Raw genomic sequence first — 17,962 nt, 5'->3', positions numbered from 1 at the left:
CGGCCCCGGGGGCGGCCGACTCAGGCCGGCCGGCCCACCGGGCTCAGGGAGGTGGCGAAGCGGACGAGCGCGGCCACGAGCCGACGCCCGGTGACGGGACGACGCGACGCGCGACGGGGCCGGCCGGGGCGCGCCTCACGGACGAGCCGCGCCTGGTCGGCGCGGTGCCGCAGGTCCCGGGTGCGCTCGGCGGCGAGCGCCTGGTGGGTGCTGTGGTGGTGCAACATGACGGGCTCCGAGGGGATCGAGAGGTCGGTTTCGAACGACTCGAGCCTGCGCTCGCGGCCCCCTCGGTCACATCCGTGACCACTACCCATCTGTGTGCTCCGTGGTGACCACGGAGCACGGGTCAGTGGTGCACGGGCCAGGGCATCGGGACGGCGCCGAGCCCCTCGAGCTCCGCCTCGCCCCGCTCGCGGTGCTCGCCACCCGCCATCACCCGGGTGCGCGCCGCCTGGTACCGGAACCCCGCCTCCTCCAGACGCAGCGCGATCTCCGGGAGCCGTTGCACCGCGGCCGCGTCACCGTCGTGCAGGGCCTGGGCCCGGTCGACGAGCAGCCCCGCGACGGGGTTGCCGCGCACCGCCGTCCGGGCCGCGTCGAGGCGCCCGGTGGCCTCGGCGGCTCCCACCAGCACGGCCGCCTCCACCCACGAGGTCGCGTACCAGGGCATCCAGAGGCCCGTGAACCAGCCGGGCGGGAAGTCCTGCGGCCGCATCTCCAGTCGTTCGAAAGCGGCGGCGGCCCGGCCGAGGTGCAGCTCGACCAGGGACTCGAAGAAGTAGTACGTCGGCCGGCCGCAGCGGTCCTCGACGGTCTCGGGCACGGCGATCGCCTCGACGACCTCCCGCCACCGCTCGACCGCCGCCGCGTCGCCGCGCAACCCGGCCACGGTCAGCGCAGCCGACGCCCCGCGGCTCAGGTTCCCGGCGCGGGGCCGGCCGACACGCACCCAGGACTCGCGGAACAGGTCCCCCAGCGCCAGGGTCTCGTCCCAGTCACCGGCGAACATGGCCACGAGCATCAGGCGGTTGACCCCGAGGTGCGCCTCCTCGCGGTTGAACGGCAGCGCCCGGATGCGGTTGCCGAGCGTGTGGGCCAGGCGGAGGTCGCCGACCGCGACGGCGCAGTCGGCCGCCATGCCGTGGGCGTCGAACACCTCCAGGGCGGCGTCGACACGGGTGATCAACGAGGCGACGATCTCGGTGCGGTGCAGCGCGCTGCCCAGCGCGTCGTCCAGCCGGCCATCGCCGAGCTGGATGGCGGTCACCTGGTCGAGCGCGGCACTCTCGGCCAGCGGGTCGCCCAGCTGGCGCGCCATCGCCAGCCCCTTCTCGACCAGGCGCCGGAAGTCGTCGGGCTGCACCTCGCTGAGCAGCGATTCGGCGGTGGCCAGGCGCGACTCGGCCCGTGGGTCGCCCACCGCCAGCGGGCGGGCCTCGGCGACCAACGCCTCGGCCAGACCGGGCGGCGGTGCCGTGGCCATCAGTCCCGGACCCCGATTGATCAGCTCGCCCGCCCGGGCCAGTTCGGTCGCGGCCCGGGGTCGGTCGCCGGCCGCCAGGGCCCGGTCGGCGGCGATGCGGCGCAGCCGCAACGCCTCGTTGCCGAAGTGGCGGGCCTCGGCGGCCCCGGCGGCGAGGCTGAGTGCGTGTGCGGCGGAGGTGTCGTCGGGGGCGAGCGCGGCGGCCTGCTCGTACCGGCGTTGCGCCTCCCCCGGCCGGCCCCGCGTGTAACTGACCTCCGCGAGCAGGCCCGCCAATTCGTACCCGGCGCCGGTAGCGCCGCGTTCGACCGCCGTCGTGACGGCGGCCCGGCACTCGTCGCAGACCTCGTCGACGCGGGCCCGCCAGTCGGGGTCGTCGGTGGCGCCGCCGGCCAGGACGCCCAGCCGGCGCAGGCACCAGTCGAGATGCCGCCCGGCCAGTTCCGACGACTCGTCGGCCTCGGCCAGGCGCATCGCTCCGTACTGCCGGATGGTTTCCAACGCCCGGTAGCGGATCCCGCCGCGGGCAGCGGTGGGGATCAGCAGGCTCTGCTCGGCGAGGTCGGCCAAGATGCCTGCCACCCGGCCGCGCCCGACCGGACCCCAACCGCCGATGAGTTCCTCGGCAGCGGCCGCGGTGAACGGTGACGCGAACACCGAGACCCGGCGCAGGACGGCCCGTTCCGGCTCGGTGAGCAGGTCGTGGCTCCAGTCGAGGGCGGCCTCCAGGGAACGGTGCCGCTCGTCCGCGCGCCGGCCCCCGGTCAGGATGCCGACCTGGTCGGACAGGCCCACCTCGAGCCCGTCCACCCCGAGCGACGGTAGCCGGGCGGCGGCCAGTTCGATGGCCAGCGCCATCCCGTCCAGCCGCCGGCAGATCTCGGCGAGCCGGACGAGCTCGCCCTGCTCGAGCGGGGCCCCGGCGGCCGAGGCCCGCCCGAGGAAGAGGGCGAGCGCCTCCGAGCGCCCGTCGTCCCCGACCGTCGTGGAGAGCCCGGGAACGAGGAACACGGTCTCGAACGGGACCATCAGCCGGGCCCGGCTGGTGGCCAGGACGCGCAGCGCCGGGCAGGCGCCCAGCAGCCGCTCGACCAGCGCGGCCACGCCGTCCAGCAGGTGCTCGCAGTTGTCCAGGACGAGCAGGACCTGCCGGTCGCGCAGCCAGTCGGTGACGGTCTCCTCCGCCGAGCGGGCCTGCTGCTCGCCGACACCGGCTGCATCCCGGATCGCCGCGGGGATCATGTCCGGGTCGGTGACGGGCACCAGATCGACGTAGACCACGCCGTCCTCGACCAGGTCGCAGACGTCCCCGGCCACCGCGAGCGCCAGCCGGGTCTTGCCGATGCCCCCCGGCCCGACGGCGGTGACGAGCCGGTGTTCCATGAGGGAGCCGGTGAGCTCGGTGCGCTCGGCGCCGCGGCCGACGAACGGGGTCAGCGGGACCGGCAGCCGGGCCGACAGGCCCGTGGGGCCGTCCGGCCCGCGGGTCTCCAGCCCGACGGCGACGGCGGCCAGGGCCCGCCGGTCGGCGACGCCGAACTTGCGCAGCAGCGCGGAGACGTGACTCTCGACCGTGCGCACGGAGATGAAGAGCTTCGCGGCGATCTCGGCGTTGGTCAGTCGCTCCCCCAGCGCAGCGAGAACCTCGGCCTCCCGCGCCGACACCTCGGCGTCCACCCCCCGATTGTGTCATGCAGCCGATCGGGCGTGATCCTGCGCAAAGTGGGCGTCGAGGAACTCCGCCCCGTGCCGCGCGCGTTGACCGGGGCGTGAATTCTCTGGACGTGCTCGTGGACCCGACCGTCGACCCCGCGGCCCTGGTGCCGCTGTTGCACCTCGAGAACAGCACCAGGCCGGGCATTCTCGACCCCAATCACGGCGAGGAGGGTCTCGCCCCCTACCGCCCGCTGCCCGAGCTCGACGTGCCCGACGGCCCCTACCGGCTGCTCGACGTCGAGCGCGGCGACGAGTTCCTCGGCGTCCCGCCCGGAGAGGCGGTCGAGACCATCCGGGGCCGTGGCCGCACGCCCCTGACGATCCACGAGGGCATCGCGCTGGTCGCCACCCACCCGGAGCTCCTGGTCAAGAACCACTGCTTCATGCTGGCCGGGTCGCGGCGCACGGACTCTCGCGGCGCCAAACGGGTTCCCGCGCTGTGGATCTCGCAGGGCGCACCCAAGCTGGGCTGGTGCTGGGAGGGCAACCCGCACAGCTGGCTGGGCACCGCGTCGGCCGGCGGGCGGGTCAGGCGCGCAGGAAGGTGAGCACGGCGAGGACGCGGCGGTGCTCGCGGTCGTCGGGGGCCAGGTCGAACTTGGTGAAGATCGACCGGACGTGGGCCTCGACCGTCTTCACGGCCAGGTGCAGCTCACCGGCCACGGCGGCGTTGGTCAGCCCCTGAGCCATCAGCGCCAGCACGGCCCGTTCCCGCTCGGTCAGCGACTCCAGCGGGTCACGCTCCCGACGCCGCGCGAACAGCCGCTCGACCAGCTCCGGGTCGATCACGGTGCGCCCGGCGGCCACCGCCCGCAGGTCGGCCGCGAACGAGTTCAGCTCGGAGACCCGGTCCTTCAACAGGTAGCCGACCCCGCCGTCGAACTCCTCCATCAGCCGCAGCGCATGGTGGGCCTCGACGTACTGGGACAGCAGCATCAGCCCGACGTGCGGTGCGACGGACCGGATGGCCGCCGCCGCCTCCAGACCCTCCGCGGCGAACCCGGGCGGCATCCGCAGGTCGATCACGCACACGTCGGGCGGGTCGGCCCGCGCCAACTCCACCAGCGCAGCGCCGTCCCCCGCCTGCCCGGTGACCTCGAACCCGATGTCGGGCAGGATCCGGGCCAGCCCCTCCCGGAACAGCACGCCGTCGTCGGCCAGCATCACCCGCACGGGATCACCGTCGCCAACCGCGTCCCCGACGGCCCGCTGTCCACGGCCAGCCGGGCGCCGAGAGTGGCCAGCCGGTCGGCCAGCCCCTCCAGCCCGCTGCCCGGGCGCACGCTCGCCCCGCCGCGCCCGTCGTCCGACACGTCGACCAGCAGCCCGTCGCCCGACAGCGCCGCCCGCACCGAGACGTGCCCGGCGCCGGCGTGCTTCACGGCGTTGGTCAGCGCCTCGCTGATCATGAAGTAGGCGCACGCCTCGATCTCCGGGGCCAGCCGCCGGCCCACCGAGAGGTCCAGCCGCACGGGCACACCCGAGCGGTCGGCCAGGTTGCCGATCGCCGCCTCGAGCCCGTCCTGGGTGAGGACCGCCGGGTGCAGGCCCTGGGCCAGGCGGCGCAGTTCGGCGGTGGCCTGCAGCAGGTGCGCCCGGGCGCCCTCGGCCCGGGCGGCCAGTTCCGCGTCCCCGGTCTCGGCGGCCTGGTCGACCAGGATGCCCAGCTCCATCGCCACCATCACGAGCCGCTGCTGGGCGCCGTCGTGCAGGTCGCGCTCGAGCCGGCGGCGCGCGGCGTCCCCGGCCGCGACCAGGCGCTGGGCACCGGCCCGCAGCTCGAGGATCAGCCCGGCCTGCGCAGCCAGGTCGGCGAGCAGCCGGCGCTCGACCGCGCTCAGCGCCTCACCCGACGCCTTGGTCACCGCCAGCGCACCGCGGAACCGCCCGTCGTGCAGCACCGGGACCGTCGTCGAGCTGTCCTGGGACTTCTCGACGGCCGCGAGAGTCATCGGGCCGTGGGGCAACTCGCCGCCCGACGGCCAGGCCGACTCGGCCCGCAGCTCGTCGCTCGTGCCCGTCCACAACACCACCCGACGAGCCCCGGTGCCGTCGGCGACCGCGGCGCACATGCCGTCGAGCAACCCGCCGGTCGGACTGCTGATCTGCGAGGACAGCTGCGCCGAGAGCCGGGCGAGCGCCTCGTACGGGGTGGCTCGGTGGCCGTAGACGATGCGGTCGGCCACCCGTTGCACGCGTCGGCGCATCGGTTCGAACGCGACCGCCACGAGCGCCGTCGCGAGCAGGGACAGTGCGGTGCCGGAGCCGTCGACGAGGCTGCCGATGCCGGTCACGACCGCCGCGTAGCCGAGGGTCACGACGGCCGCCATGGCCCCGAACACCAACGTCTTGTTGATCACCGGGTCGATGTCGTAGAGCCGGTACTTCAGGATCGCGGCGCCGGCGGCGACCGCCACCAGGGGGACGCTCAGGACTCCGGGCAGCGGGCTGTCCACCAGCACGAGCCCGGCCACCATCACGGCGGCGCTCACGGCCACGGCGTAGACGAACCAGCGCAGCTGGCGGGCCTCGTCGTCCCGGGCCCGGCGCAACCGCACGAGCAGCGCCGCGACCGGGACCAGCTGCAGCAGGAGGTAGCCGAGGTTGCGCCCGGCCGGGTAGAGGTGGGCGGCCGCCCGGGCACCGGGCAGGTGCAGCGGGTGCGGCACGACGGCCGAGGCCGTCGTGTACTCGACCGGCCAGAGCGCGACCGCCAGCGAGAGCGCACCGGCCACGACGACCATCAGGGCCACGGCCGGCCGCCAGCGGGGTGAGGGCAGCCGGCCGGTCGGGAAGCTCATCACGGTGACCCCGATCAGCGCGATGAGCAGCGGCAGCGGCCACGCGCCCAACCAGCCCACCCAGGACGCACCCGGCAGCGGCCCCCCGGAGGGCTGACCGTGCAGCGCGTACTGCCGGGCGGCGAACATCTCGGCGTGCGCGGCGCCGGTCGCGACGAACAACCAGCCCTGCCGGTTGCCGGGCCGTTGCTGGACGACGTACAGCCCGACCGCCGTGAACGACGCGGCGATCAGCCCGTTGTGCAGGTTGCCGACGTGCAGGCCCAGCGCGAACCCGCCCACGACGAGCGCCGCGACGGCGAGACCGGTCGCGACCGGTAGCAGGCGGGTGGGCACGGACCGATGGTGACAGCCCCCGGCGCCCGGCGGATCAGGGTTAACCCTGCGGGTTCTCGCGGGGCCGCCCCGATGCCCCGACCCGGCCCCCGCCGTCATCGTCGACGGCATGACCACAGACCCGGGTTCCCCGATCGATCGCCTGCTGAACGCGTTCCTCGTGATCGCGCCGCTCGCCTACCTGCTCACCGACGTCCTGTACGCCCTGCGCGGCTGGGACGACGCCACCGCCGGTGCCGTGCACGTCGTCGCCGCCACCGCCTACGCGCTCGTGCTGCTGCGGTTCGTCACCTGGTCCGACGACGACCGGGCCGCCGCCCTTCTCCTGGCCGTGGGCACCGTCGGCGCGGCCGGCAACGTGGCGTACGGGTTCAACACCATCCACGTCTCGCTGGGCGACACCGACCTGGTCGACGCCACCGGCGCCGCGAACCTGATCAAGCCGTGGGGCCTGGCCTTCCCGGCGACGTTCCTGCTCGCCGCGTGGGCCCTGCGGCGCGTGGCCCCGCCGTGGGCGCGAGCCCTTCTGGTGGTCGCCGGGATCGCCTGGCCCGTGGCCCACATCGCCAACGTCGCATGGCTGGCCGTGGCCGTGAACGTCGTCCTGGTCGTCGCGTGCCTGGAGCTGGGCCGCAGCGTTCAGGTCGGGACGACCAGCCCCCGCACGGCGGTCACGGTGTGACAGCGCGCCCGCCTGGTGAGCACTGTGTGACACCGGGCCCACGGCGGCGCATCGGTCAGGCCCAGCGGCCGGTCGCCGCCGAGAGCCAGGCCAGCGCGACCGGCCCGGCGGACGACGTCCGCAGCACCTCCGCGCCCAGCCGGACCGGTCGCGCGCCCGCCGCACGCAGCTGATCGAGCTCGTCGGCCCCGATGCCGCCCTCGGGGCCGACGAGCACCAGAACCTCTCCGGACACCGGAAGGTCCACGGAGACCAGGCTTTCCGTGGCCTCCTCGTGCAGTACGAGGGCGACGTCGGCGACCGCCAGCCGCGCGCACAGCCCGGACGTCGTCAGCGGCTCCTCGACGAGCGGCACCCACGCGCGGCGCGACTGCTTGGCCGCCTCGCGGGCGGTGGCCTGCCAGCGGGCCCGGCCCTTGGCGAGCTTCTCGCCCTCCCAACGGGACACGCTGCGCCCGGCCTGCCACGGCACGACCGCGTCCACCCCGACCTCGGTCGCGGTCTCCACCGCCTGCTCGTCGCGGCCGCCCTTGGCCAGGGCCTGCACCAGCCCGAACCGCACGGCCGCCCGCGGGACCGAGCTCACGTCGTCCACCAGCAGGTCGAGCGAGGCCCGGGCCGCGGCCACCACCGTGCACCGGGCGACCGTCCCGGCGCCGTCGGCCAGGTCCACGGTCTCGCCCGCCCGGACCCGCCGGACCGCGGCGGCGTGCCGGCCCTCGTCGCCGTCCAGCACGAACGGCGAGCGCGGGCCGAGCCCGGCCAACGCGCCCGGCTCGACGAGGAAACGGGCGAGACTCAACGCCCCGCGAACCGGTCGCGCAGCTTGGAGAAGACACCCTGCTGGGCCGGGGTCAGACGGCCCTCCGGACGTTCCTCGCCGCGCAGGGCGGCGAGCTGGCGCAGCAGGGCCTTCTGCTCGTCGTCCAGCTTGGTCGGGGTCTGCACTGACAGGTGCACGAACAGGTCACCGCGCCCGGTGCCGCGCAGGTGGGTCACGCCGAGCGAGCGCATGGTGCTCGTCTCGCCCCCCTGCGACCCGGCCTTGACGTCGAGTTCCTGCGGCCCGTCGAGGGTTTCGAGCACGATGGTGGTGCCGAGCGCGGCCGCGGTCATGGGCAGCTCGACCGTGCAGTGCAGATCGTCGCCGCGCCGCTCGAACACCTCGTGCGGCTTCAGCTGGATCTCGACGTACAGGTCGCCGGCGGGCCCGCCGCCGGGGCCGACCTCGCTCTCCCCGGACAGCTGGATGCGGGTGCCCGTGTCGACGCCCGCCGGGATCTTGATGTTCAGCGACCGGGTGCTGCGCACACGCCCGTCGCCCGAGCACTCCAGGCACGGGCTGGGGATCACGGTGCCGTAGCCCTGGCAGGCGACGCACGCCTGCGTGGTCATGACCTGGCCGAGGAACGACCGGGCGATCCGCTGGACCTGACCCCGGCCGCCGCACACGTCGCACACCTTGGGCGAGGTGCCGGGCTGGCAGCAGCTGCCGCCGCACACCGAGCAGACCACGGCGGAGTCGAAGTTCAGTTCCTTGGCGCCGCCGAAGACCGCCTCGGAGAGGTCGATCTGGACCCGGATCATCGCGTCCTGCCCACGCCGTTGCCGCGGCATCGGGCCCCGCCCGCCCCCCGCGGCGCCGGCGCCGCCGAAGAACGTCTCGAAGATGTCACTGAAGCCGAACCCGGCCCCGCTGCCGCCGAAGCCGCCGTTCAGACCGCCGTCGCCGCCCGCGTCGTACTGGGCCCGCCGTTCGGGGCTGGACAGCACCTCGTAGGCCCGGCCGACCTCCTTGAACCGCTCCTCCGCGCCCGGGTCGTCGGGGTTGACGTCGGGGTGCAGCTTGCGGGCCAGCTTGCGGTAGGCCTTCTTGATCTCCTCGGAACTCGCATCGCGCGAGACCCCGAGCACCTCGTAGTAGTCGCTCACCTGTCTGCTCTCTGAACGCGCCTCACGACGTGAGGATCCGCGTCACGTACCGCGCGACCGCGCGGACCGCGGCCATGTTCGTCGGATAGTCCATGCGGGTCGGGCCGAGCACGCCGAGCCGGGCCACGACCTCTCCCCCGGATGCGTAACCGCTGGCGACCACCGCCGCTTCCTGCAGGCCCTCGTGGGCCGTCTCACTCCCGATCAGCACGCCCACCCCACCCGCGCCGTCGGCCATCTCGGACAACAGCTTCAGCAGGACGACGTGCTCCTCGATCGCCTCCAGCACCGGGCCGATGGTGGAGACGAAATCCCCGGAGCGGGCCAGGTTGGCCGTGCCGGCCAGCACGATCCGCTCCTCGCGGTCGATGTCGAGGGAGTCGTCGAGCGCCTCGAGCACCGCCTGGACGACGGGCCGCTCGGCGGGCTGGAACCGGTCGCCGAGCCCGAGCACCAGCTGCGGGACGTCGCGCAACGAGGCTCCGGCGGTGGCCGCGTTCAGCCGGGTGCGCAGGACGGCCAGGACGTCGGTGCCGGCCAGCGGCTCCTCGACCAGTGAGACGCCCGGCGGCAGGGCGACGACCCGCTGCTCGACCCGCCCCGAGTTGGTGATCAGCACGAACAGCACCCGCTCGGCGCCCAGCGGCACCAGCTCGACGTGCTGCACGGTCGAGCGGGTCAGCGACGGGTACTGCACGACCGCGACCTGCCGGGTGATCTGGGCCAGCAGCCGCCCGGTGCGCTCCAGCACGTCGTCCAGGTCGACCGCCCCGTCGAGCAGCCCCTGGATGGCCCGCTTCTCGGCCGGGCTCAACGGCTTCACGGTGCTGAGCCGGTCGACGAAGAGGCGGTACCCCTTGTCGGTCGGGATCCGCCCGGCACTCGTGTGCGGCTGCGTGATGTAGCCCTCGTCCTCCAGGGCCGCCATGTCGTTGCGGATCGTCGCCGGGGAGACCCCGAGCGCGTGCCGCTCGACCAGCGCCCGCGAGCCGACGGGTTCCCGGGTCTGCACGTAGTCCTCGACGATGGCGCGCAGCACGGCGAGCTTGCGGTCCTCGCTCATCGGGCGTCACCTCCCTCGGGGTCGTTGGCACTCGCGTGACAAGAGTGCCAGTCTACCCGCCCCCCGGCGTTGCGGCTCGGCCCACGAGTCCGCTCCGATTAGCGTCCGCAACGTGATGAATCGTCCTCCCGGCGGCTACGACCGTTACGGCACCGACGTCCTGGCCGCAGGCCGGCCGAAGAAGCGCGAGCTGCCCGAGGTGGCCGCGGAGACCGGACTCGTGGTCGAGGACGTGGAGACCGGCTGGGTCGGGGCCGTCGTCCGGGTGGAGAAGAGCGGCGGGCTGCACGTCGTGGTCCTGGAGGACCGGCGCGGCAAGACCCGGACCTTCGAGCTGGGCCCGGGTTTCTGGGTGGACGGCGTCCCCGTGCGGCTGGTCCCGCCCGTCGCCGCGGGCGCCGCCGGGCCGGTGCGGACGGCGAGTGGCTCGTACGCGGTCGCGGGCGCCCGGGCACGGGTGGCCCGGGCCTCGCGGATCCTCGTCGAGGGACTGCACGACGCCGAACTGGTGGAGAAGGTGTGGGGCGCCGACCTGCGGGTGGAGGGGGTCGTCGTCCAGCCGTTGCACGGGGTCGACGACCTGGCCGCCGCCGTCCGCGAGTTCGGGCCCGGGCCGGGGCGGCGGATCGGCGTCCTGGTCGACCACCTGGTGTCCGGGTCGAAGGAGTGGCACGAGGCGGTGGCCGTGGCCCAGCGGGTGCCGGGGGCGGCCGCGCACGTGCTGGTGGTCGGGCACCCCTATGTCGACGTCTGGCAGGGCGTGCGGCCGGCGCGGCTCGGCCTGGCGGAATGGCCGGTCATACCCAAGGGCCGGCCGTGGAAGGAGGGCGTGCTCGCCGAGCTGGGCTGGCCGCACGCGACCCAGGCCGACGTCGCGCGCGGCTGGAAGCGCATCCTCGGGTCGGTGACGAGCTACGCCGACCTGGAACCGGCCCTGCTCGGCCGGGTCGAGGAGTTGATCGACTTCGTGACGGGCGACTCCGCCGACCGCTGAGCCCTGCCCCCCGACCCCGGCATGCCCAGCCAAAGCACAGAAAATCGGCCGAGACGGCGCAGATTTCTGTGCTTTGGTTGGGCACGCCGCCGGTGAGGGCGTGACGGCACTCACCTCACGTACCTCTCGCGGAACCTCCGGCACGGAGTGACACTTCTTCGGCACGCGGTGCACGTCAGGGTGCGCCGCGCGAGGGACACGACGACGTGGACGCTCAGGAGGCATCCGTGGCCGAGAACGTGACTGCACCTCAGGTACGGGCCCGCAAGGTGGCCGCCGGCGGTGACCCGCTGGTGATGGTGACGGCGTACGACGCCCCGGGCGGCCTGATCGCCGACGAGGCGGGCGTCGACATCATCCTGGTCGGCGACACGCTGGCCATGGTCGTCCTCGGCTACGAGGACACCCTGCAGGTCACAGTCGAGGAGATGGCCCATCACACGGCCGCCGTCGCGCGGGCCCGGCCGCGCGCGATGGTGCTCGGCGACATGCCGTGGATGAGCTACCACGTCTCGACCGAGGAGACCGTGCGGAACGCGGCGAAGCTGATCCGCGCCGGTGCCGGCGCCGTGAAGCTGGAGGGCGGCGCCAAGCGGGCGCCGATGATCCGGGCCCTCGTGGACGCCGAGATCCCGGTCGTGGGGCACATCGGGCTGACGCCCCAGTCGGTGCACGCGCTGGGCGGTTTCAAGGTGCAGGGCAAGCAGGCGGACGCCGCCCGCGCGTTGCTCGCGGACGCCCAGGCCCTCGTCGAGGCGGGGGTCTTCGCCATCGTGCTCGAGGCCGTGCCCGACGAGGTCGCGCGCATGATCACCGAGTCGGTGCCCGTGCCGACCATCGGCATCGGAGCCGGCCCGCACTGCGACGGGCAGGTCCTCGTGTGGCACGACCTGCTGGGCTTCCAGGACCGGTTGCGCCCCAAGTTCGTCCGCACCTACGCGCACCTGAAGACCGAGGCGGTGGAGGCGATCCGGCGGTACGCGGCCGACGTGCGCTCCGGCGACTTCCCGAACGCCGCCGAGAGCTACCACCTGCCCGACGGGGTGGCCGAGACCTTCGGCCGGGACGCCGCCGTGCCCGAACCCGAGGCCACCCTCGCCTTCTACGGGGACGACGCGAGCCTCAACCCCTGAACGACCGTCGACGAGTGAATCTCGGCTGGACATGGCAGCCGAGATTCACTCGTCGATGCGTCAGGGCCGGCTCAGGGCAGAAGGCGCCGGACGACCGCGTCGGCCAGGAGCCGTCCGGGCCGGGTCAGCACGAGTCGCCCGGCCAGCGCAGCGCGACCGTCCACCAACCCGTCGGCGACCAGCGACGCGACGCGCGTGGGACGCCCGTCGAGCGGGACGTCATCCACCGGCAGCCCGTCGGCGAGGCGGACGCCGAGCAGCACCCGCTCCTCCTCGCGCTCGGCGGCCCCCAGGGTCTCGCGACCGGCGGCGGGCGACAGGCCCGCGGTGAGCCGCTGCGCGTAGGCACTGGGGTGCCGCACGTTCCACCACCGGACCCCGCCGACGTGCGAGTGCGCCCCCGGCCCGACGCCCCACCAGTCGTCGCCACGCCAGTAGCCGAGGTTGTGCCGGCACGCCTGCGCGGGTTCCCGGGCCCAGTTCGACACCTCGTACCAGCGCAGGCCGGCCGCCGCGAAGAGCTCGTCCGCCAGGTCGTACTTGTCGGCCAGGTCGTCGTCGTCGGGGGCGGGCAGCTCACCGCGCCGGACCTGTACGGCCAGGCGGGTGCCCTCCTCGACCACGAGGGCGTAGGCCGAGACGTGGTCGGGCGCGCAGGCCAGGGCTGCGCGGACGCTGGTCTCCCAGTCGCGCAGCGACTCCCCCGGCGTGCCGTAGATCAGGTCCAAGCTCACGGAAAGCCCTGCGGCCCGGGCGGCTTCGACCACCGCAGGGATGCGGAGCGGGTCGTGCGTGCGGTCGAGCGTGGCCAGCACGTGCGGCACGGCGGACTGCATGCCGAACGACACCCGGGTCACGCCCGCCGCGGCCAGCTGCGCCAGCGAGTGCGGGTCGACCGAGTCGGGGTTGGCCTCGACGGTGACCTCCGCCCCCGCGGCGAGGCCGAAGGTGTCGCGGACCCCGGCCAGCAGGGCGGCGAGGTCCGCGACCGGCAGGAGGGTCGGCGTCCCGCCGCCGAAGAACACGGTGGACGCCGGGCGCGACGGAACCGCGGCCGCGTCCAGAACCCTCCGGGCCAGGGCGATCTCGGTGAGCGCGTGCCCGGCGTAGGCGGCCTGGTCGCCGCCGCCGCCGAGTTCCGTCGCGGTGTAGGTGTTGAAGTCGCAGTACCCGCACCGCACCGCGCAGAAGGGGACGTGCACGTAGACCCCGAAGGCGCGCCGCGCCGCCCCGTCGGCGACGGTGCGCGGCAGGGTGCCGTCGGCGGGGGCCGGGTCGGCGAGCGGCAGGGCGGAGGGCATCAGCCGGTGGCCAGGCGCCGGGCCTTGCGCTCGGCGTCACGCCGCAGGTAAGGCTCCAGCTCGTAGCCCGTCGCCTCGGCGAACTCCAGCAGCCGGGCCATCGTCTCCGGCTCGGCGATCTTGGTGACCGCGCTGATCGGCAGGCCGTGGCCCGGCCGGTGGACGACCTGCACGGCGTCGCCGGCGCTGATCACGCCCGGCTCGACGACCGCCAAGTAGGCACCTGGCGCCTTCCGCTGCGTGAACCGCTTGACCCAGTGCGGCTCCCGCATCCGGTTCGCGAAGGTCGCGCACGGCGTGCGGGGGGACGTGACCTCCAGCAGGGGACCCACACCCGGTTCGCCGACCTGCCACCGCTCGCCCACCTCGGCACCGCTGACGTCGACGCCGCTGGTGCGCAGATTCTCGCCGAACAGCCCGGGCGTGACGTCGCGGCCCAGCTCGTCGGCCCACCGCTCGGCGTCCTCGTCGGCGTAGGCGTAGAGGGCCTGGAACCGGCCGCCGTGGTACTTCGTGTCGACCTGGGTGTCCCCCTCCAGCCCGAGCGCGTGGGCCGGCACGGGGCCGTCTACGGCACGCTTGTCGATCGCGGTCGTGTCGGGCTTCTCCCCGGGGTTGGGCAGGATCTCGTGCACGACGGCGACAGCGGTCACGGAGGCCATGTCCACCATTGTCGCAGGCCGACCGGTCAGCGGTAGAAGCCGTCCAGGACGTCGGCGTACTGGCGCTCCACGTGCCGGCGCTTCAGCTTCAGCGACGGCGTCAGGTCGCCGGCCTCCACGGTCAGGTCCCGGTCGAGGATCTCGAACTTCTTGATCGTCTCCCAGCGTCCAAGCCGGTCGTTCAGGGCGTCGACCGCGGCCTGGACGACGGCCCGCACCTGCGGTGAGCGGGCCAGGTCCGCGAAGCTCGCGTCGCCCTGACCGCGGGCGGTGGCCCAGGCGCGCAGGGCGTCCGGGTCGAGGGCGATCAGGGCGGTGATGAAGTTGCGGCCGTCGCCGTGCACGACGATCTGCGCGGCCAGGGGACACAGCACCTTGAACTGGGTCTCCAGCTGCTGCGGAGCGACGTACTTGCCGCCCGAGGTCTTGATCAGGTCCTTCTTGCGGTCCGTGATCCGCAGGCTGCCGCGCTCGGTGATCTCGCCGATGTCGCCGGTGTGGAACCAGCCGTCGTGCAGGACCTCCGCGGTCGCCTCCTCCAGGTGGTGGTAGCCCTGCATCACCCCGGGGCCGGCGATCAGGACCTCACCGTCCTCGGCGATCCGGACGCTCGTCCCGGGCATGGGCAGTCCTACGGTGCCGAACTCGTTGTGCCCCAGGCGGTTCACGAACGTGCCGGCCGACGTCTCGGTGAGGCCGTAGCCCTCCAGCACGCGCAGCCCCACCGCGTCGAACCACTCGGCGATGTCCCGCGACAGCGGCGCCGACCCGGAGATCATGAACCGGATCCGGCCGCCGAGCCGCTCGCGCACCGTCGAGAACACCAGCCGGTCGGCCAGCGCGAACTGGGCGGCCAGCAGCCCGGTGACGGGCCGGCCCTCCTGGCGCAGGGCCGAGGCCTTGAGCCCGACCCGCACCGCCCACTCGAAGATCCGTTGTTTCGCCCCGCCCTCGGCCCGCACCGCGGCGTACACGCCGGCGTGCACCTTCTCGTACACGCGGGGGGCCGCGGCCATCGTCGTCGGGCGCAGCACCGGCAGGTTGGTGACGATGTGCGTGACGTCGCCGTCGACGGCGGCCGCATGACCCGACGCGATCTGCGCGGCCAGCAAGGTCTTCCCGAACGAGTGCGCCATCGGCAGCCACAGGTAGCCCAGGTCGGACTGCTCGACCAGGCCGACCGACTGCTGGGCGACCGCCTCGTAGACCCACGAACTATGGCTCAGCCGAACGCCTTTCGGGCGACCCGTCGTCCCGGACGTGTAGATCAGGGTGGCCAGCTGGTCGCCTCGCACGGCTTCCGTGGCGCGGACGACGGCCTGGGGGTCACTGTCCAGATGGGCCCGCCCGCGCTCGCGCAGCTGAGCCCAGGACAGCACCCGGTCGCCCGCACCGGCCGGCGGCTCGCCGTCGATCAGCACGATGTACTCGAGCGGGAGGTCGACGAGTTTGGCGAGCTGAAGGTCGTTCTCGACGATCGCGAAGCGCGAGCCGGAGTCGGAGACGACGTGCTCGACATCCTCGGCCGAGCTGGTCGGGTAGACGGTGGTGGTCGCACCACCGGCGCAGAGGATCGCCAGGTCTGCGTGGATCCACTCGACCCTGGTGGCCGCCGCGACGGCCACCCGGTCCTCCGGGCGCAGCCCGAGACCCAGCAACCCGGCGGCGAGTTCGGTGACGAGTACGCCGGTCTGGTTCCACGTCTCGGGAAGCCACTCGCCCGAATCCGTACGCCGCAGATAGGACTGGAGGTCGGGTGTGCTGCGGACCCGGTCGACGAACATGGCGCCGAGGGAGGCGGGCGCGGCGGCCAGCAACCGTTGGTAGGTGGCCACCTCGTCGGGGCGAGCCGTGCTCTCCTGCCGGGTCAGGGTGTTGCCGTCCATGCGGGGCCCTCCAGTCGCCGTCGACCTCGGGATCACTGTAGGCGGGGAGGCCGCCTCCGGACAGGCGGGACCGGTTCTCAGTCCTTCTTCTTGCCCGTGGGCGCGTCGGAGGAGAGGGCGGCGATGAAGGCCTCCTGGGGCACCTCGACCCGGCCGACCATCTTCATCCGCTTCTTGCCCTCCTTCTGCTTCTCCAGCAGCTTGCGCTTACGGGTGATGTCACCGCCGTAGCACTTGGCCAGCACGTCCTTGCGGATGGCCCGGATGTTCTCGCGCGCGATGATCCGCGCCCCGATGGCCGCCTGGATCGGCACCTCGAACTGCTGGCGCGGGATCAGCTTCTGCAGCTTCCCGGCCATCATCACGCCGTAGGCGTAGGCCTTGTCCTTGTGCACGATCGCGCTGAACGCGTCGACGGGCTCCCCCTGGAGCAGGATGTCGACCTTGACCAGGTCGGCCGCCTGGTCGCCGTCCGCCTCGTAGTCCAGCGAGGCGTAGCCACGGGTGCGGGACTTCAGCTGGTCGAAGAAGTCGTAGACGATCTCGGCCAGCGGCAGCGTGTACCGCATCTCGACCCGGTCCTCGGAGAGGTAGTCCATGCCGCGCAGGGTGCCGCGCCGCTCCTGGCACAGTTCCATGATCGCGCCGATGAACTCCGACGGCGCCAGCATGGTCGCCCGCACGATGGGCTCCCTGACCTCCGCGATCTTCCCGGTGCCCGGGAACTCGCTCGGGTTGGTGACCGTGACGGTCGAGCGGTCCTCCATCGTCACCTCGTAGATGACGTTGGGTGCCGTGGAGATCAGGTCGAGGCCGAACTCGCGCTCCAGCCGCTCGCGCACGATCTCCAGGTGCAGCAGGCCGAGGAAGCCGCAGCGGAAGCCGAAGCCGAGCGCCACCGACGTCTCCGGCTCGTAGGCCAGGGCGGCGTCGTTCAGCTTCAGCTTGTCCAGCGCGTCGCGCAGGTTCGGGTAGTCCGACCCGTCCAGCGGGTACAGGCCCGAGAAGACCATCGGCTTCGGGTCGCGGTACCCGCCCAGCGCCTCGGACGCGGGCTTCTGCGAGTTGGTGACCGTGTCACCGACCTTCGACTGGCGCACGTCCTTCACGCCGGTGATCAGGTAGCCGACCTCGCCGACCCCGAGCCCCTTGGTGGGTGCGGGTTCCGGTGAGCTGACGCCGATCTCGAGCAGCTCGTGCACGGCCTTGGTCGACATCATGGCGATCCGCTCGCGCGGGTTGAGCTGCCCGTCGACCACCCGGACGTACGTGACGACGCCGCGGTAGCTGTCGTAGACGGAGTCGAAGATCATCGCGCGGGCCGGGGCGTCGGCGTTCCCGACCGGGGCCGGCATCTGCTTCACGATCTCGTCGAGCAGCGCCTCGACGCCCTCACCCGTCTTGCCGGAGACCTTCAGGCAGTCCTCGGGATCGCAGCCGATCAGGCCGGCCAGCTCCGCCGCGTACTTCTCCGGCTGGGCGGCCGGGAGGTCGATCTTGTTCAGCACCGGGATGATCGTCAGGTCGTTCTCCAGCGCCAGGTACAGGTTGGCCAGCGTCTGCGCCTCGATGCCCTGCGCGGCGTCGACCAGCAGCACGGCCCCCTCGCAGGCGGCCAGGCTGCGCGACACCTCGTAGGTGAAGTCGACGTGCCCGGGAGTGTCGATCATGTTCAGCGCGTAGGCGGTGCCGTCGACCTCCCAGGGCATGCGCACGGCCTGGGACTTGATCGTGATGCCGCGTTCGCGCTCGATGTCCATCCGGTCGAGGTACTGGGCGCGCATCTGCCGCGCGTCGACCACCCCGGTGAGCTGCAGCATCCGGTCGGCCAGCGTCGACTTGCCGTGGTCGATGTGGGCGATGATGCAGAAGTTCCGGATCACGTCCGGAGGGGTGGCGGACGGCGTGGGGGCCGTGCGGGCCATCGGAGACACGTGTGGATACCTCAGAGATCGGGTGCGGTCGGTACA

At 73.4% G+C, this 17,962-nt stretch carries 15 protein-coding genes; 4 read left to right on the top strand and 11 right to left on the bottom strand.

Features of this window, described 5'->3' with window-relative positions; translation table 11 throughout:
• Positions 1–20: 20 nt before the first annotated feature.
• Together ACIB24_RS08615 and ACIB24_RS08610 are read right to left on the bottom strand one after the other, a co-directional pair.
• The gene (locus tag ACIB24_RS08615; RefSeq protein ID WP_398278132.1) at positions 21–227 is read right to left on the bottom strand and encodes a hypothetical protein; all 207 of its coding nucleotides are present in this window, start codon (positions 225–227) and stop codon (positions 21–23) included.
• 122 nt (positions 228–349) lie between these two features.
• Entirely contained in the window at positions 350–3,163 is a 2,814-nt protein-coding gene (locus ACIB24_RS08610; protein WP_398278129.1) for an ATP-binding protein, read from the bottom strand.
• A gap of 92 nt (positions 3,164–3,255) precedes the next feature.
• On the opposite strand from ACIB24_RS08610, the gene ACIB24_RS08605 reads away from it, so the two are divergent.
• Positions 3,256–3,750: a DUF5701 family protein gene (locus ACIB24_RS08605; protein WP_398278126.1), complete on the top strand. Its 495-nt coding sequence runs from the start codon at positions 3,256–3,258 to the stop codon at positions 3,748–3,750.
• On the opposite strand, the gene ACIB24_RS08600 is transcribed toward ACIB24_RS08605, so the two are convergent.
• Positions 3,731–4,366, bottom strand: a complete 636-nt coding sequence (locus ACIB24_RS08600; protein WP_398278795.1) for a LuxR C-terminal-related transcriptional regulator — start codon at positions 4,364–4,366, stop codon at positions 3,731–3,733. The genes ACIB24_RS08605 and ACIB24_RS08600 overlap by 20 nt on opposite strands.
• Positions 4,366–6,339, bottom strand: coding sequence for a sensor histidine kinase (locus ACIB24_RS08595; protein ID WP_398278123.1), 1,974 nt, complete (start codon positions 6,337–6,339; stop codon positions 4,366–4,368). Before ACIB24_RS08595 ends, ACIB24_RS08600 begins: the two co-directional genes overlap by 1 nt.
• A 109-nt stretch (positions 6,340–6,448) precedes the next feature.
• On the opposite strand from ACIB24_RS08595, the gene ACIB24_RS08590 reads away from it, so the two are divergent.
• On the top strand, positions 6,449–7,021 hold the full coding sequence (locus ACIB24_RS08590) for a hypothetical protein (protein ID WP_398278121.1): 573 nt from the start codon (positions 6,449–6,451) through the stop codon (positions 7,019–7,021).
• A 55-nt stretch (positions 7,022–7,076) separates the two neighbouring features.
• On the opposite strand, the gene ACIB24_RS08585 is transcribed toward ACIB24_RS08590, so the two are convergent.
• Genes ACIB24_RS08585 through hrcA form a run of 3 tightly spaced genes read right to left on the bottom strand, consistent with a single transcriptional unit; the run spans position 7,077 to position 10,016 of the window.
• Positions 7,077–7,823, bottom strand: coding sequence for a 16S rRNA (uracil(1498)-N(3))-methyltransferase (locus ACIB24_RS08585; protein WP_398278118.1), 747 nt, complete (start codon positions 7,821–7,823; stop codon positions 7,077–7,079).
• Positions 7,820–8,953, bottom strand: a complete 1,134-nt coding sequence (dnaJ, locus tag ACIB24_RS08580; protein WP_398278115.1) for a molecular chaperone DnaJ — start codon at positions 8,951–8,953, stop codon at positions 7,820–7,822. Before dnaJ ends, ACIB24_RS08585 begins: the two co-directional genes overlap by 4 nt.
• Positions 8,954–8,975: 22 nt before the next feature.
• Positions 8,976–10,016 (bottom strand): heat-inducible transcriptional repressor HrcA, encoded by a 1,041-nt coding sequence (gene hrcA, locus ACIB24_RS08575; RefSeq protein WP_398278112.1) that lies wholly within the window; start codon positions 10,014–10,016, stop codon positions 8,976–8,978.
• Positions 10,017–10,131: 115 nt separating this feature from the next.
• On the opposite strand from hrcA, the gene ACIB24_RS08570 reads away from it, so the two are divergent.
• Positions 10,132–11,010, top strand: a complete 879-nt coding sequence (locus ACIB24_RS08570; RefSeq protein ID WP_398278792.1) for a DUF3097 family protein — start codon at positions 10,132–10,134, stop codon at positions 11,008–11,010.
• A gap of 206 nt (positions 11,011–11,216) precedes the next feature.
• Positions 11,217–12,143: a 3-methyl-2-oxobutanoate hydroxymethyltransferase gene (gene panB / locus ACIB24_RS08565; RefSeq protein WP_398278109.1), complete on the top strand. Its 927-nt coding sequence runs from the start codon at positions 11,217–11,219 to the stop codon at positions 12,141–12,143.
• Between the two features lie 71 nt (positions 12,144–12,214).
• Here panB and hemW read toward each other — a convergent pair whose 3' ends face one another.
• The 4 genes from hemW to lepA all read right to left on the bottom strand — a co-directional run bounded on the left by hemW (position 12,215) and on the right by lepA (position 17,917).
• The gene (gene hemW / locus ACIB24_RS08560; RefSeq protein ID WP_398278106.1) at positions 12,215–13,444 is read right to left on the bottom strand and encodes a radical SAM family heme chaperone HemW; all 1,230 of its coding nucleotides are present in this window, start codon (positions 13,442–13,444) and stop codon (positions 12,215–12,217) included.
• Positions 13,444–14,106 carry an MOSC domain-containing protein gene (locus ACIB24_RS08555; protein WP_398278103.1) on the bottom strand — a complete coding sequence of 221 codons (663 nt, stop codon included), beginning with the start codon at positions 14,104–14,106 and terminating at the stop codon, positions 13,444–13,446. Before ACIB24_RS08555 ends, hemW begins: the two co-directional genes overlap by 1 nt.
• A 26-nt stretch (positions 14,107–14,132) precedes the next feature.
• Positions 14,133–15,992, bottom strand: coding sequence for an AMP-dependent synthetase/ligase (locus ACIB24_RS08550; protein WP_398278100.1), 1,860 nt, complete (start codon positions 15,990–15,992; stop codon positions 14,133–14,135).
• 77 nt (positions 15,993–16,069) lie between these two features.
• A complete protein-coding gene (gene lepA, locus ACIB24_RS08545) occupies positions 16,070–17,917 on the bottom strand; it encodes a translation elongation factor 4 (RefSeq protein ID WP_398278097.1) in 1,848 nt (615 codons plus the stop codon).
• Between the last annotated feature and the right edge of the window lie 45 nt (positions 17,918–17,962).

The sequence above is a fragment of the Spongisporangium articulatum genome, from assembly GCF_044465595.1.
Classification (GTDB): Bacteria; Actinomycetota; Actinomycetes; order Actinomycetales; family Kineosporiaceae; genus Spongisporangium; species Spongisporangium articulatum.
This window is presented reverse-complemented; position numbering and strand designations above follow the sequence as displayed.

Excerpts from the sequence above, each read along its gene's own strand:
- hemW (WP_398278106.1), bottom strand. The coding sequence starts at position 13,444 with ATGCCCTCCGCCCTGCCGCTCGCCGACCCGGCCCCCGCCGACGGCACC.
- ACIB24_RS08590 (WP_398278121.1), top strand. The coding sequence starts at position 6,449 with ATGACCACAGACCCGGGTTCCCCGATCGATCGCCTGCTGAACGCGTTC.
- ACIB24_RS08615 (WP_398278132.1), bottom strand. The coding sequence starts at position 227 with ATGTTGCACCACCACAGCACCCACCAGGCGCTCGCCGCCGAGCGCACC.
- ACIB24_RS08570 (WP_398278792.1), top strand. The coding sequence starts at position 10,132 with ATGAATCGTCCTCCCGGCGGCTACGACCGTTACGGCACCGACGTCCTG.
- ACIB24_RS08550 (WP_398278100.1), bottom strand. The coding sequence starts at position 15,992 with ATGGACGGCAACACCCTGACCCGGCAGGAGAGCACGGCTCGCCCCGAC.
- lepA (WP_398278097.1), bottom strand. The coding sequence starts at position 17,917 with ATGGCCCGCACGGCCCCCACGCCGTCCGCCACCCCTCCGGACGTGATC.
- hrcA (WP_398278112.1), bottom strand. The coding sequence starts at position 10,016 with ATGAGCGAGGACCGCAAGCTCGCCGTGCTGCGCGCCATCGTCGAGGAC.
- ACIB24_RS08555 (WP_398278103.1), bottom strand. The coding sequence starts at position 14,106 with ATGGCCTCCGTGACCGCTGTCGCCGTCGTGCACGAGATCCTGCCCAAC.
- ACIB24_RS08600 (WP_398278795.1), bottom strand. The coding sequence starts at position 4,366 with ATGCTGGCCGACGACGGCGTGCTGTTCCGGGAGGGGCTGGCCCGGATC.